Origin of the sequence: Clavibacter capsici, from assembly GCF_001280205.1 — a bacterium.
GTDB classification, from domain to species: Bacteria; Actinomycetota; Actinomycetes; order Actinomycetales; family Microbacteriaceae; genus Clavibacter; species Clavibacter capsici.
In genome coordinates this window covers 1,266,644-1,280,405 of the sequence record NZ_CP012573.1, presented here as the reverse complement: position 1 = coordinate 1,280,405, position 13,762 = coordinate 1,266,644, and the positions used below count along the sequence as shown (strand labels likewise).

The following is a 13,762-nucleotide window of genomic DNA, read 5'->3' as shown; positions in this document are numbered from 1 at the left end:
GGGCGGGATCCTCAGCGGCCGAGCGCCTGCGCCTGCAGGGCGGTGAGCGTGGTGCCGCCGCCGAGAGCGAGGTCGAGGAGCGCGTCGAGCTCGGCACGGTCGAAGGGCGCGCCCTCGGCGGTGCCCTGGACCTCGACGAAGGAACCGCTGCCCGTCATGACGACGTTCATGTCGGTCTCGGCGCGGACGTCCTCGACGTAGGCGAGGTCGAGCAGGGGCTTCCCGTCGACGATCCCGACGGAGACCGCGGCGACGCTGTCCTTCAGGGGCGTCGCGCGCTGGGCGATGAACTTCCGCTCGCGGCCCCACTCGAGCGCGTCAGCCAGCGCGACGTAGGCGCCCGTGATCGCCGCCGTGCGCGTGCCGCCGTCGGCCTGGAGCACGTCGCAGTCGATGACGACGGTGTTCTCGCCGAGCGCCTTCATGTCGACGACGGCGCGGAGGCTGCGGCCGATGAGGCGCGAGATCTCGTGCGTGCGTCCGCCGACCTTGCCCTTGACGGCCTCACGGTCCATGCGCTCGTTCGTGGCGCGCGGCAGCATTGCGTACTCGGCCGTGACCCAGCCCTGGCCGCTGCCCGCCTTCCAGCGGGGTACGCGGTTGGTGAAGGACGCCGTGCAGAGGACGCGGGTGCGCCCGAAGGAGATGAGGGCGGATCCCTCGGCCTGCTCGCTCCAGTTCCGCTCGATGGTGATCTCGCGCAGCTGGTCGGCGGCGCGGCCGTCGTGGCGGGGGGTGTCGTCGGTCATGTGCTGCCTCGGCTCGTGTCGGGGGTGGGCGGGGTGCCGCCGTCGGCCGGGTGCGTGGCCGCATCCGGACGGGGCGGGCGGGGAAGCTGGATGGCGCCGGTCTCGACGAGCTCGACGTTCGTGACGCCGGTGCCGAGCATGCGCCGGGCGAGCGCCTCGAAGTCGGACGCGCTGCCGCCGGTCGCCTCGTAGCGGATGACGGGAGGCGCGTCGGAGCGGCGCTCGAGGCCCGCGGACACGAGCTCCCGGTAGACGTCCTTCGCGGTCTCGATGTCGCTGGACACGAGGGTGACGTCCGGGCCCATGATGAGCGAGATGGCGCCCTCGAGGAACGGGTAGTGCGTGCAGCCGAGCACGAGCGTGTCGATCCCCGCGTCACGCAGCGGCGCGAGGTACCCCTCGGCGGCGGCCATGAGCTCCGGTCCCGAGGTCTCGCCGCGCTCCACGAACCCCACGAAGCGCGGGGCCTCGGCGGAGGACAGCGCGAGGTGCGGGGCGGCGGCGAACGCGTCGTCGTAGGCGCGGCTCGTGACGGTGGCGTGCGTGGCGATGACGCCGACGCGGTGGTTGCGGGTGACGCTCACGGCCGTGCGCACGGCGGGCTGGATCACCTCGACCACCGGGATGTCGTAGCGCTCGCGGGCGTCGCGCAGCATGGCCGCCGACGCGGTGTTGCAGGCGATGACGAGCATCTTCACCCCGCGCTCGACCAGGTCGTCGAGGACCGCGAGCGCGTACCGGCGGACGTCCGCCATGGCCTTGTCGCCGTAGGGCGTGTGCGCGGTGTCGCCGATGTAGATGATCGACTCGCGCGGCAGGAGCGTGGCCACCGCACGGGCCACCGTGAGGCCGCCGACGCCGGAGTCGAAGATCCCGATCGGCGCGTCGCTCATCCCGTCAGCCTACCGGCGGGCCCGGCGACGTCGGCCTCCGCGGCCGCGCGACCGGAGGTCACAGCGACCGCCTGGCGTCCTCCTGCGCGACGAGCTCCGGGAGGTCCTTGAGGCGGCGGAGCCCCGCCAGCGGCTGGTTCATGCGGGCGTTGCCGCGCAGCCGCTCCTGGTTGCGATCGAGGAACCACCAGTACCCCGCCGTGTAGGGGCATGCCGTCGGCCCCACGCGCACCTTCGGGTCGAACGGGCAGCCCCCGCAGTGGTCCGACATGCGGTCGATGTAGGCGCCGCCGCCGGCGTAGGGCTTGGTGGCCATGCGCCCGCCGTCCGCGTGCAGCGCCATGCCGACGACGTTCGCGGGCATGACCCACGGCGTGCCGTCGACGAAGGAGTCGATGAACCAGTCGTTCATGGCGGCCGGGTCGTAGCCGCGCTGGAGGGCGAGGTTGCCGAGGATCATCAGCCGCTCGATGTGGTGCGCCCACCCGTGGGTGCGCACCTTGTCGACCACGTGGGAGAGGCACGCCGCCTCGATGCCCGATGCGTCGAGCTCCCGCAGCGCGGTGGGGACACCCCGGTGCGCGTCGAGCCGGTTCTGCGTCGTGTAGTCGTCCTCGAACGCCCAGTAGAGGTGCCAGACGTAGTCGCGCCAGCCCATGATCTGCCGCACGATGCCCTCGACGCTCTGGATGGGCGCCCGCCCCTCCGCGTGCTCGGCGACGATGCGCTCGATGACGTCCGCGGGATCCAGCACGCCCATGTTCATGGTGGCGCTCAGCAGCGAGTGGGCCATGGTCCAGTCGCCGCGGAGGGACGCGTCCTCGAACGGGCCGAAGTCGTTGAGGCGGCTGGCGACGAAGTCGTCGAGCGCGAGGCGGCCCTCCTCCGGCGTCACGGCGAAGCGCCGCGGCCCGTCCTCTCCGACGAACCGCACGAGGCCCTTCCGCTCCCACTCGTCGAGGTCCGCGCGCACCTCGGCGTCGATGTCGTCCTCCTCGGGCCACCACGGCTCCGGCAGGCCGAGGCTCGCGGCGCCCTTCGGCGGGCGCTCGCGGTTGTCGTGGTCGTAGTTCCAGCGGCCGCCGACCGGGTCGTCGCCGTCCATGAGGATCCCGGTGCGGGCGCGGGACCACCGGTAGAAGTCCTCCATGACGAGGCGGTCGGACGTGCGGCCCGCCATCCACTCGGCGAACTCCTGCTCGCTCGTGACGAAGCCGCGGCTCGGCAGCACCTCCGCCTCGATCTCGGCCACGAGCCGCCGGAGCCCGCGCGAGGTGGGGTCGACGACCTGGAGGTCGCGCCGGTGCTGCACGACGTCGCGGTAGTGGTCCACCTGGTGGAACTCGACGCGGTCCCCCAGCGCACGGGCCCGGTGCCGGATGCCCGAGAGGATGAGGTGCGCCTTGGCCCGGTGGTACGGGCGCCGCGCGAGGAGGCCGCGCGACTCGACGAGCAGCACGGGCCCGCCGTCGTCGAAGTGGTCGCCCAGCTGGTCGGCGAGGATCCATCGCGTGCGCTGCATGGCACGAACCTAGGCCGGACCACCGTCATCGGCGCGGGTCGTGCGCCCGGCGGATCGGTCCGGCGCCGAGGCACCGCCCTAGGCTGAGGCCGTGCACCAGGCGACCTCCCTCCTCACCGACCGGTACGAGCTCACGATGCTCGACGCAGCGCTGAAGGCCGGCACCCACGACCGCGAGTGCGTGTTCGAGTGCTTCGCGCGCCGGCTGCCGAGCGGCCGCCGCTTCGGCGTCGTCGCCGGCACCGGACGCCTCCTCGAGCTGATCCGCGACTTCCGCTTCGGCGACGCGGAGCTCGAGTACCTCCGGTCCGAGCGCGTCGTGGGCGAGGAGGCGCTGGCCTGGCTCGCCGACTACCGCTTCCGCGGCCGCATCACGGGCTACCGGGAGGGCGAGGTGTACTTCCCCGGGTCGCCGCTCCTCACGGTCGAGGCGCCCTTCGCCGACGGCGTGATCCTCGAGACCCTCGTGCTCAGCGTCCTCAACTACGACTCCGCGGTCGCGAGCGCCGCCGCGCGCATGGTGCAGGTCGCCGGCGGCCGTCCCCTCGCCGAGATGGGATCCCGCCGCACGGGCGAGCGCTCGGCCGTCGCCGCCGCCCGCGCCGCCTTCATCGCGGGCTTCAGCGCCACCTCGAACCTCGAGGCCGGTCGCACCTGGGGCGTCCCGACGATGGGCACGGCCGCGCACTCCTTCACGCTCCTGCACGACACCGAGGAGCAGGCGTTCCGCGCGCAGGTCGACGCGCTCGGCGCCGGCACGACCCTCCTCGTCGACACGTACGACGTGCGGCAGGGCGTCGAGACCGCCGTCCGGGTCGCCGGGACGGGGCTCGGCGCGGTCCGCCTCGACTCGGGCGACCTGCCCGTGCTCGTCGGCGAGGTGCGCGCGCAGCTCGACGCGCTCGGCGCCACGGGCACGCGGATCACCGTCACCAACGACCTGGACGAGCACGGCATCGCGGGGCTCGCGGCGTCGCCGGTGGACTCCTACGGCGTCGGGACCTCGCTCGTCACGGGCTCCGGCGCTCCCGCGGCCGGCATGGTCTTCAAGCTCGTCGCGCACCGCCCGCGGGGGGCGCCGGCGAGTGGGTGCCGGTCGCCAAGCGGTCGACGGGCAAGCAGAGCCGCGGCGGGCTCAAGGGCGCGCTGCGCCGGCACGACGCGCAGGGCACCGCGACCTCGGAGCTCGTGACGGTCGGCCCGCACCCGGAGCCGCTCCCCGGCGATCGCGACCTCGTCGTCACGCTGGTCGAGGGCGGCGAGCCGGATCCGCGCTGGCTCGGTCCCGAGGGCACCGCCGCGGCACGCGCGCACCACGCCCGCGTCGTGCGCGACCTGCCGGCGCAGGCCTTCCGCCTTCGCGCGGGCGACGCCGCCATCCCGACCGCCGAGGGCCCGGCAGCCTGACGAGGCGCCCCGCGAGGCGGCCGGGCTACTCGGGCTTCATGCCCTCGTAGATCCGCTTGCAGTCGGGGCAGACGGGGAACTTCTCGGGGTCGCGGCCGGGCAGCCACTTCTTCCCGCAGAGCGCCTTGACGGGCTTGCCGCTGATCGCGGACTCGAGGATCTTGTCCTTCTTCACGTAGTGCGAGAAGCGCTCGTGATCCCCGGGCTCGATCGTCTCCTGCTCGAGGAGCTCCTCGAGCTCGCGGTCGAGGGTGTCGGTGCCGCCGCCCTGGGCGGGGCTTCCCGGGGCCTGTTCGATGCTGAGGATGACCATGCGCCCAGTCTACTTTTCCCGCGCGGGGGAACCCACGGCGCGGACGACCGAGGCCGCCGGGTCAGTGCCGCTGGGCGAACGCGAGAAGCTCGGGGCCGCGGCGCTCGAACACGCGGCCTCCGCCGACGAGACCGCCGACGAGCGCGAGCGCGCCGATCCCGAGGCCCACGACGAGCGACCACACCGGGTACGCGCCGCCGTGCACGAGGCCCATCCACCCGAGCCAGGCGGACGGCAGCGCGAGCACGACCGTCGCGATGAAGGTGAGCGTCGGCACGGTGGATCCGCCCGCGCCCACGGTCTGCGGCGCGTGGAAGGGGCTGTCCCCCGGCCGTGACGCCGGGTACGGGAAGCGCGCCGAGAAGAAGGACGCGAGCCCGACGCCCGCGAGCAGGACGCCGCCGCTGACACCCACCATCGACGGCAGCACCGACGCGTCGCCGAAGCCGAGCGCGCTGAGCGGCGCGCCGATCGCGACGAGCGGCACGCCGATCGCGAGCACGGGCACGATGCGCCCGACGCGGTCGGAGACGCCGCGGATCCCGGACACCACGTGCAGCCACACCGCCGTGTGGTCGTGCGCGGTGTCGTTGTGGACGCTCCAGCCGAGGAACAGGGCCATGACGGGCAGCGGCACGAGGGCGAGCACGTGCGCGTCGACGTCCACGATCACGAGCGGGACGAGCAGCACGAGCGGGAGCACCGGGATGAGCACGAGGGTGGCCCGGTAGCGGGGGTCGCGGATCCAGTAGGTGACGCTGCGCGCGGCCACCGCCCCCGCGGGCGACGCGCCGAACCGGCCGAACCAGCCGAGGCCGGTCTGGGCGCGGCCGCCGCCCATGCGGTCGGGCGCGGTGAGCGCCCAGGGCACGAGGCGGATCCAGACGAGCGCCAGCAGCGCGGCCGAGGCGACGGCCACGAGCAGCATGCCGAGCGCGCCGCTGGCGTCGCCCGCGACGGCCGCCGCCGGGGCAGCCCACGCCGCGCCCACCGGCGTCCACGCGAGGACGCCCAGGAGCCCGCGCGCGGGGCGGAGCCCGTCGTCGAGGAGGTCGGCCTGCGCCAGCGCGACGACGGCGGGCACGAGGAGCACGGCCACGAGGCCCGCGGCGAGTCCCGTCGCCTCGCGCGCCCGCCGCGTGCTGAGGAGCACCGAGGCGAGGACGGTGCTGATGCGGGCGACGAGGACGCAGGTGACGACGGCTGCCAGGGCCCCGATGACGGCGACGAGGGCCGTGATCGGATCCCGGGCCCAGGTGACGACGGTGGTCAGCGCGACGACGGCGAGGATGACGCCCGGCACGCTGACGAGCGCGGCGACCGCGAGCGCGAGCGCGAGGCGCCGGGGCTCGATGCCGTAGGGCGCGAAGCGGCGGGGATCCATGGCGTCGTCCGACCCGAGCACGAGCGGCACCACGAGCGCGCCGAGGACCACGAGGGCTCCCCCGGCCACGACGAGGTCCCGCGCCGCCGTCGGGTCCGCGTCGCGGAGCCCCGCGAGCGCGCCGACGGCCAGGACCGTCACGAGGATCCCGTAGACGCCCGCGGCCACGAGTCCGAGGACCTGCCAGGGGCTGCGACGGAACGCGTTGGCGAGGAGGGCGAGCCTCAGTCGGAGAACGAGTGCAACCACGAGAACCCCTCCGCCGTGCGGCGACCGCCGGCGAGCGCGACGAAGCGCTCCTCGAGCGAGCGGCCCGCGCGGACCTCGTCCATGGTGCCCGAGGCGAGCACGCGGCCGTTGACGATGATCGCGACGTGGTCGCAGATGCGCTGGATGAAGTCCATGCCGTGGCTCGAGAGCACGACGGTGCCGCCGTGCGCCACGTAGTCCTGCAGGATCTCGACCACGTTCGCCGCCGACACCGGGTCGACCGACTCGAACGGCTCGTCGAGCACGAGCATCCGCGGCGAGTGGATCATGGCGCAGGCGAGCGCGACCTTCTTCGTCATGCCCGCCGAGTAGTCGGTGACGAGGCGGCCGACGGCGTCCTCCAGCCCGAAGGCCTGGACGAGGTCGGCCGCGCGGCTGCGGATCTCCGCGTCGTCGAGGCCCCGGAGCGCACCGGAGTAGTGCAGCAGCTGCGCGCCCGTGAGGCGGTCGAAGAGCCGGAGGCGGTCGGGGAGGACGCCGATGCTGCGCTTCGCGGTGAGCGGGTCGCGCCAGACGTCGATGCCGTTGACCGTCACGGTCCCCGCATCCGGCCGCAGCAGCCCGGTGACCATGGACATGGTGGTGGTCTTGCCCGCGCCGTTCGGGCCGACGATGCCGTAGAAGGATCCCGCGCGCACCGTGAGCGCGACGTCGTCCACCGCGACCTTCTCGTCGAAGCGCTTGGTGAGCCCCTCGATCACGAGGACGTCGTCCCCGAGGTCCGGGGCGGCCGCGCGCTCCCCCCGGACGGACGGCGTGAGCGCCGTCTCCCCCACGCCCGCGAGCCCCGGTCGGGTGGAGCGCGGCGACGTGAGGCTGTCCGTGCGGACGGTCACGGCGCGGGCGGGCTCGGGCTCGACCTCGGTCTCCGGCTCGGACTCGGTCTCGGTCTCCGGTTCGGCTGCGGCTTCGACGTCGGCCTCGGCGTCCACGCCGGTCGCCTCGACGATCTCGTCGCCACCCGGCTCTGAGGCCCCGAAGGATGCGTCCTGCGGTTCCGGGGAGTCGTCGTCGGCCGTCCCGACGCCCTCCCGCTCGACAGGATCCGCTTCGAGGGCGGCGTCCGCGTCCGCGAGCAGGTCCCGTACGTCGTCCACGGCGTCCTGCTCCGGCGCCGGGGACTCGGCGGTCGGCTCCGGCGCGACGACATCCGCGTGCGCATCCGCCGTGCCAGCGGTCCCGTCCGCGGCGGCCTCGGGCGCGGCGTCCGGGCTCGCCCCGTGCTCCTCGCCGGCGGGGCCGGCCGCGAGGTCGGTGCCGCCTGCGGGGCGCTGCACCCGCGTCCGGCGTCGGACGCGGGGAGCACGAGCGGGAGGCGACGCGCTCCCGGTCCCCGACTCCTCGGCGTCCCCGGCATCGGCGGATCGCGAGGACGTCGCCACGAGCGGCGTCGACCTCACCCGTGGCGGGGTCGGTGCCACGACCACGGCGGGCGCGGTGCGGGGCGACGGCGCCGTCGCACGGCGGGGCACGCGCTGGCCCGGACGCGGCGGGCGCGGGACGGCGGCGGGGCTGTCCGCGGCGGCGTCGACCGCCCCGTCGTCGGGCGTCGACCCACCGGTCGACGCGCCGTCCTGCGGGTGCGCACCGGTGTCGGACGTGGCGTCGGGGAGGGTCGTCTCGTCGGGGGCGTCGGTCACGGGCCCACGTTAGCAAGGGCGTCCTGCGCGCCCGCCCGGCCCTCCTCGACACGGCGCCGCACCGGACCGCGCGCGGTCACGAGCGGGGTCCGTCGACGCCATCCGCACGCGCCCCCACATCACGAATGGGACACGACGAGGCCCCGGATCCCGCCCATTTCCTCGCCCGCGGCCTACGATGGAGGAGGCATGACGGCGTGTCGAACAGGAAACCCGCGGGTGAAGTCCCGGCGAACCCTCGACGTCCGAGGGTCCCGGTCGCACTCGGCACCCGCATCGAACGGAGAACACATGACCACGCAGGTAGTCATCCTGGCGGCAGGCATGGGCAGCCGTCTCGGACGCAGCCTCCCCAAGCCCCTCACCGAGCTCAGCGACGGCCGCACGATCATGGCCCAGCAGTTCGACAACATCCGCTTCGGCCTCGGCGACGACGCCAAGGTGAGCATCGTCGTCGGGTACAAGCTCGATCACATCATCGACGCCTTCCCGGACGCCGACTACATCTACAACGAGCAGTACGACCAGACGAACACGTCGAAGAGCCTGCTCCGCGCCCTCCGCGCCTCCGGCTCCGGCGGCGTCCTCTGGATGAACGGCGACGTGGTCTTCGACCCGATGATCCTCCGCCGCGCGGCGGCGATGATCGCGCGCGACCAGTCGTTCGTCACGGTCAACACCTCCCGCGTCTCCGACGAGGAGGTCAAGTACACGACCAGCCCCGAGGGCTACATCCGCGAGCTGTCCAAGACGGTGAAGGGCGGCCTCGGCGAGGCGGTCGGCATCAACTACGTCTCGAAGGCCGACAAGCCCGTCCTCATCCGCCAGCTCGCCCGCGTCGCCGACCAGGACTACTTCGAGCGTGGAATAGAGTTGGCGATCGAGCAGGACTCCCTGCTCGTCGAACCGGTAGACATCTCCGACCTGTACGCGGTCGAGGTCGACTTCGCGGAGGACCTCGAGAGGGCCAACCTCTTCGTCTAGACCGCCTCGGGGATGCTGACGCAGAGGATCCCCGCCGTGCCCGATGCCGCTCCCGGTCGTGCCTCCCGCACCCCGGCGGCCCGCTATCGCCGCTCGCTCTGGCTCCTCACCACGCGCGACCTGAAGGTCCGCTACTCGACGAGCGCGCTCGGGTGGTTCTGGTCGATCCTCGACCCGCTCGTCATGTCGGGCATCTACTGGTTCGTCTTCACCGTCGTCTTCTCCCGCAGCGTCGGCGAGGAGCCGTACATCGTGTTCCTGCTGGCGGCGCTCCTGCCCTGGATGTGGTTCACCGGTGCGACCAGCGACTTCACGAAGGCATTCAGCTCGCAGGCCAAGCTCGTGCGCTCGACGCGGATCCCGCGCACCATCTGGGTCCTCCGCCTCGTGCTCGCCAAGGGCTTCGAGTTCCTCGCGAGCCTCCCCGTCCTCGCCGTCTTCGCGATCGTCGCGGGCGCCCGGCTCGACGTCCACGTGCTGCTCTTCCCGCTCGCCGTGCTGATCCAGGCGGCGCTCCTGCTCGGGATCGGGCTGATCATCTCGCCGCTCGTCGTGTTCTTCCGCGACCTCGAGCGCGCCGTGAAGCTCGTGCTCCGCTTCCTCTTCTACGCCTCCCCCATCGTCTACTCGTCGCGCGACCTCCCCGCGGAGCTCCACCCGTGGGCGGCGCTGAACCCGCTCACCGGCGTCTTCGGCCTCTACCGCTCGGCGTTCTTCCCCGCCGAGCTGGACGGGTACGCCGTGGCGATGAGCGCCGCGATCTCGGCCGCCCTGCTCCTCGTCGGCGCGCTCGTCTTCCGGCGCTCCCTGCCCGCCGTGCTGAAGGAGATCTGATGGGCGCCTCGCAACCGCAGCCGTCCGCGCGTCCGGTGATCACGGTGCAGGACGCCGGCATCCGCTTCCGCCGCAACCGCAAGGCCCGACGGAGCTTCAAGGACCTCTTCGCGGGATCCGCGCGGCGGGCCCGACCCGGCGAGTTCTGGGCGCTCCGCCACGTGTCCTTCGAGGTGCGCGCCGGCGAGGCGATCGGCGTCGTGGGCCGCAACGGCCAGGGCAAGTCGACGCTCCTCAAGCTCGTCGCCGAGGTCCTCATCGCGGACGAGGGTTCCATCGGCGTGCACGCGGGCGTCGCGCCGCTCATCGAGATCACCGGCGGGTTCGTCAGCGACCTGACCGTCCGCGACAACATCTACCTCACCGCGGGGCTGCACGGCATGGCGAAGGCCGAGATCGACGCCCAGTTCGACGAGATCATCGCCTTCGCCGAGATCCCCGACTTCGTCGACACCCCCTACAAGCACCTCTCCAGCGGCATGAAGGTGCGCATCGCGTTCGCCGTCATCTCGCGGCTCGACGAGCCGGTCCTCCTCGTGGACGAGGTGCTCGCGGTGGGCGACAAGGCGTTCCGGGAGAAGTGCTACCACCGGATCGAGGAGATGCTGGACGAGGGGCGCACGCTCTTCTTCGTCTCGCACAACGAGCGGGACCTCCGCCGCTTCTGCACGCGCGGCCTCTACCTCGACAAGGGCGCCCTCGTCCTCGACGGGCCCATCGACCGCGTCGTGGACGCCTACAACGCCGACCACAACCCGCCGGCCGCGGCCGGAGCGTCGGCCGGCTGAGCGCCCCTCCTCCCCAACCCCGCCCTTCCACAGGCCCGCGACCCCGCACGTCGCACGCCGCACCTACCGTGCACGCATGCTGCGACCCGTCCCGCCCCTGCCCGTCCGCCCGGATCCCGAGCCCGCCTACCGCGTGCCCTGGCACTTCGACCGCACGCTGGAGCGTCCGCGCTTCGCCCTCGTCAACGTCGGGGACGAGGTGCTGCACGCCATCTCGCTGCACCTGCTCGGCTCCGGCACCATGCTCTCGCGCGCACCCGTCACGGTGCGACCGGGCGAGCGCCTCTCCACCACGATCCGCGGGGACGACCTCGCGCTCGACACGGTCCTGGTCGTCCGCTGGTTCCGACCCGACGGCGGCGAGTACCTGTGGCGCGTCAGCTTCTGACGGGCGTGGTGCCGCGTCGGTCGCGCTCGCGCTCGAGCCGGATGAGCTCGGCGGGCGACTCGCCGTCGTCCTGCGGCAGCATGTCCGCCGTGAGGCCGGTCACGAGGAGCCCGGCGTCCACGTCCAGCCCGCTGGCGATCTTGATGATGTTCCGCAGGCTCGGGTTGCGCTGGCCCCGCTCGATCTTGCCGAGGGCGGTCCAGTGGATGCCGGAGAGCTCCGCCAGCGTCTCCTGGCTGATGCCGATGCGCTGGCGCTGCTCGCGCACGCGGGAGCCGAATTCGGCTGCGGCGTCGGAGACGGTGGTGACCATGGCACATGCTTATCCGCCACATGGAGGAATGACCAGAGCGGTGCCGCCCCATGCGCATGTGCCCGCTCCTCAGGGGATAGGCCGGCGTCACCGTGGACATCCGGTCGGCGTCGCGGCAGGTCGCCCGCAGGCGCCCCCGCGTAGGCTCGGAGCATGAAGGACGCTCCCGAGCTCGACCCGACCGTGGCCAGCGGCATAGATCGTCTCCTATCCGTGCAACGCCCTGTCGTCCTCGCCCACATCCGGTCGATCCGGGCGCGTCACCCGGAGGCGTCGCCCGACCGCATCATCGCGATCCTCGAGAAGCGCTTCCTCGCCGCCGTCACCGCGGGCGGCGCGGCCGTGGGCGCCAGCGCGGTCATCCCCGGCGTGGGCACGGGCGTCTCCCTGGCCCTCACGGGCGTGGAGACGGCCGGCTTCCTCGAGGCGAGCGCGCTGTTCGCGCAGTCCGTCACGGAGGTCCACGGCATCACGGTCGAGGATCCGGCGCGCGCCCGCGCGCTCGTCATGACGATGATGCTGGGTGCCCCGGGCGCGCAGGTCATCCAGCAGTTCACCGGGCAGTTCCAGGGCCAGCCCGTCGATCGCAACGCCAACTGGGGGCGCGCCATCACGTCGGGGCTGCCGTCGTTCGCCATCGGGCCCATCGCCGACCGCATCAAGCGGGCCTTCATCAAGCGCTTCGTGGTGAACCAGAGCGCGAGCGCCATCGGACGCGCCGTGCCCTTCGGCATCGGCGCCGTCATCGGCGGCGCCGGCAACCGGATGCTCGGGAACAAGATCGTGGCCAGCTCGCGTCAGGCGTTCGGTCCGGCACCCGCGGGCTTCCCGGCGGAGCTCGGAGTGCCCGAGCGGAAGCCGCGCGTCATCCGCGTCGCGGAGAAGAAGGCCGCCAAGGGCTGACGCCACGTCCGTGCGTGGGCGGCGGCCTCCTCAGGACTCCTCGTCCTCGTCGTCGACCTGGTCGTCTCCCGGTGTGCTCGCGCCATCCCGGGCGTGGAGCGCCGCGTGCCGGTCCCACTCCCCCATGAGGTGCTCGATCGCCGCGTGAAACCGTTCCGTCGACCGGCCCGGGGCGGTGTCCCCGAAGTAGTGCCGCACCCACGCGGCGAGCCGCTGGTCCGCCGCCGAGTCGTGCTGGAGGGCGTCCAGGCGGGCGACGATGTCGCCCGCGTCCTCCGCCGTCAGCCACTCGCAGTCGGAGAGGTACCCGTCGGTGTCGATCTCCGCCTCCGGTCGCACGGGCCGCGTCACCATCAGCGGTCGGCCGGCAGCGAGGCGGTCGTAGACCATCGCGGAGATGTCGACGATGGCGAGGTCCGCGGCCGACAGCTGCCAGGCGAGCTCGCGCGAGCGGTCCACGACGTGCTGCGCGGCCGGGTCCTGCGCGTTGGCCCGCTCGAGCATCGCCGCGATCTCGCGGTTCGCGCGCGCGTACTCGGGATCGATGACGCCGGACCGGGGATGCGGCCGGTAGACGACGCGGTGCCGTCCCGTGGCGACGAGGTCCCGCACGAGGGGCACGCCGTGCGTGGCGATGGATCCATAGGCCGCCGCGGCCCGATCGCCCTCCCACGTGGGGGCGTAGAGCACCACCGTGCGGTCGTCGGGCGCGTACGGCAGCTCGCCGGCGTAGTGGTCGGCCTGCGGACGGCCGATGGGGATGGCCCGCCGATCGAGGTCGTAGTCCCAGAGCACCTTGCCCAGCCGCGCGCGCGCCGCGTCGCCGGCGATGAGGCTGTAGTCGTACGCCTTGAACTGGTTGGTCGTCATGTACATCTTGTCGGACTCGCCGTGGTTGACGAAGACGTGCCAGCGGCGCCCGTAGCGCATCATCTGGAAGTTGCGGGTGTTCTGGTTGACGTACAGGACTATGCGGATGTCCTGCTCCGCGATGACCCGCTCGAGGTCCGCGACGCGGCGCACGTACTCGACCGGCAGCGGGCTCTCGTCGAGGAGCGCGTCGGCACCGCCCGGGTGCCGGCTGAGGATCACGACGGGGTGGGTCCTCGCGAGCTCGACGAGCGGCCGGTACCACTGGCGGATCTGGTACATGTTCACGGCCGAGTCGGCGAAGTACACGGCGATGCGGTACTCGCCGCGGGGCGAGGGCGCGCGGAGCGCCAGCTTGCGTTGCAGGGACCCACGTGCCCGCCGCTGTTGGACCAGGGAGCGGACAGCGCGCACGCCGAGGCGAGCGTCGTTCAGGAGACCCATGCATCCACCGTAACCAGAGCTCGGCGGGCTCCCGCGCGAGCCCCGGCCGGGGGCGCGGAA

Annotated in this window: 13 protein-coding genes and 1 pseudogene; 6 read left to right on the top strand and 8 right to left on the bottom strand. The window is 73.1% G+C overall.

Translation table 11 applies throughout. The features are described from left to right. Positions 1-11: 11 nt before the first annotated feature. From rph to AES38_RS06060, 3 genes are read right to left on the bottom strand one after another with little or no spacing between them, the layout of a single operon-like run. Positions 12-749 (bottom strand): ribonuclease PH, encoded by a 738-nt coding sequence (gene rph, locus AES38_RS06070; protein WP_053774215.1) that lies wholly within the window; start codon positions 747-749, stop codon positions 12-14. After that, on the bottom strand, positions 746-1,642 hold the full coding sequence (gene murI / locus AES38_RS06065) for a glutamate racemase (RefSeq protein ID WP_053774214.1): 897 nt from the start codon (positions 1,640-1,642) through the stop codon (positions 746-748). Before murI ends, rph begins: the two co-directional genes overlap by 4 nt. A gap of 58 nt (positions 1,643-1,700) precedes the next feature. Beyond that, positions 1,701-3,164 carry a cryptochrome/photolyase family protein gene (locus AES38_RS06060; RefSeq protein ID WP_053774213.1) on the bottom strand — a complete coding sequence of 488 codons (1,464 nt, stop codon included), beginning with the start codon at positions 3,162-3,164 and terminating at the stop codon, positions 1,701-1,703. A gap of 136 nt (positions 3,165-3,300) precedes the next feature. Between AES38_RS06060 and AES38_RS06055 the strand changes: the two are divergent. Continuing rightward, positions 3,301-4,571: pseudogene (locus tag AES38_RS06055) on the top strand (nicotinate phosphoribosyltransferase). Between the two features lie 25 nt (positions 4,572-4,596). On the opposite strand, the gene AES38_RS06050 reads toward AES38_RS06055, so the two are convergent. The 3 genes from AES38_RS06050 to AES38_RS16540 form a co-directional block, all read right to left on the bottom strand. Next, positions 4,597-4,884, bottom strand: coding sequence for a DUF3039 domain-containing protein (locus AES38_RS06050; RefSeq protein ID WP_043672805.1), 288 nt, complete (start codon positions 4,882-4,884; stop codon positions 4,597-4,599). A 61-nt stretch (positions 4,885-4,945) separates the two neighbouring features. Continuing rightward, positions 4,946-6,517, bottom strand: a complete 1,572-nt coding sequence (locus tag AES38_RS06045) for a hypothetical protein (RefSeq protein ID WP_053774212.1) — start codon at positions 6,515-6,517, stop codon at positions 4,946-4,948. After that, positions 6,493-8,178 carry an ATP-binding cassette domain-containing protein gene (locus AES38_RS16540; protein WP_371259391.1) on the bottom strand — a complete coding sequence of 562 codons (1,686 nt, stop codon included), beginning with the start codon at positions 8,176-8,178 and terminating at the stop codon, positions 6,493-6,495. The genes AES38_RS06045 and AES38_RS16540 overlap by 25 nt, the downstream gene beginning before the upstream one ends. Before the next feature lie 291 nt (positions 8,179-8,469). Here AES38_RS16540 and AES38_RS06035 point away from each other — a divergent pair, with 291 nt between their 5' ends. The 4 genes from AES38_RS06035 (at position 8,470) to AES38_RS06020 (ending at position 11,172) form a co-directional block, all read left to right on the top strand. Beyond that, the gene (locus tag AES38_RS06035) at positions 8,470-9,162 is read left to right on the top strand and encodes a phosphocholine cytidylyltransferase family protein (protein WP_053774211.1); all 693 of its coding nucleotides are present in this window, start codon (positions 8,470-8,472) and stop codon (positions 9,160-9,162) included. Positions 9,163-9,198: 36 nt separating this feature from the next. Further along, complete coding sequence (locus AES38_RS06030; RefSeq protein WP_174775889.1) at positions 9,199-9,996, top strand: ABC transporter permease; 798 nt, start codon at positions 9,199-9,201, stop codon at positions 9,994-9,996. Continuing rightward, positions 9,996-10,784, top strand: coding sequence for an ABC transporter ATP-binding protein (locus AES38_RS06025; protein ID WP_053774209.1), 789 nt, complete (start codon positions 9,996-9,998; stop codon positions 10,782-10,784). The genes AES38_RS06030 and AES38_RS06025 overlap by 1 nt, the downstream gene beginning before the upstream one ends. A 76-nt stretch (positions 10,785-10,860) precedes the next feature. Beyond that, positions 10,861-11,172, top strand: coding sequence for a hypothetical protein (locus AES38_RS06020; RefSeq protein ID WP_043672820.1), 312 nt, complete (start codon positions 10,861-10,863; stop codon positions 11,170-11,172). Here the strand turns inward: AES38_RS06020 and AES38_RS06015 are convergent. Next, positions 11,162-11,485 (bottom strand): helix-turn-helix domain-containing protein, encoded by a 324-nt coding sequence (locus AES38_RS06015; protein ID WP_043672823.1) that lies wholly within the window; start codon positions 11,483-11,485, stop codon positions 11,162-11,164. The two genes, AES38_RS06020 and AES38_RS06015, sit on opposite strands and share 11 nt — an antisense overlap. A gap of 153 nt (positions 11,486-11,638) precedes the next feature. On the opposite strand from AES38_RS06015, the gene AES38_RS06010 reads away from it, so the two are divergent. After that, the gene (locus AES38_RS06010) at positions 11,639-12,388 is read left to right on the top strand and encodes a hypothetical protein (protein WP_053774208.1); all 750 of its coding nucleotides are present in this window, start codon (positions 11,639-11,641) and stop codon (positions 12,386-12,388) included. Between the two features lie 30 nt (positions 12,389-12,418). Here the strand turns inward: AES38_RS06010 and AES38_RS06005 are convergent, their stop codons facing one another. Next, the gene (locus AES38_RS06005) at positions 12,419-13,702 is read right to left on the bottom strand and encodes a CDP-glycerol glycerophosphotransferase family protein (RefSeq protein WP_053774207.1); all 1,284 of its coding nucleotides are present in this window, start codon (positions 13,700-13,702) and stop codon (positions 12,419-12,421) included. Between the last annotated feature and the right edge of the window lie 60 nt (positions 13,703-13,762).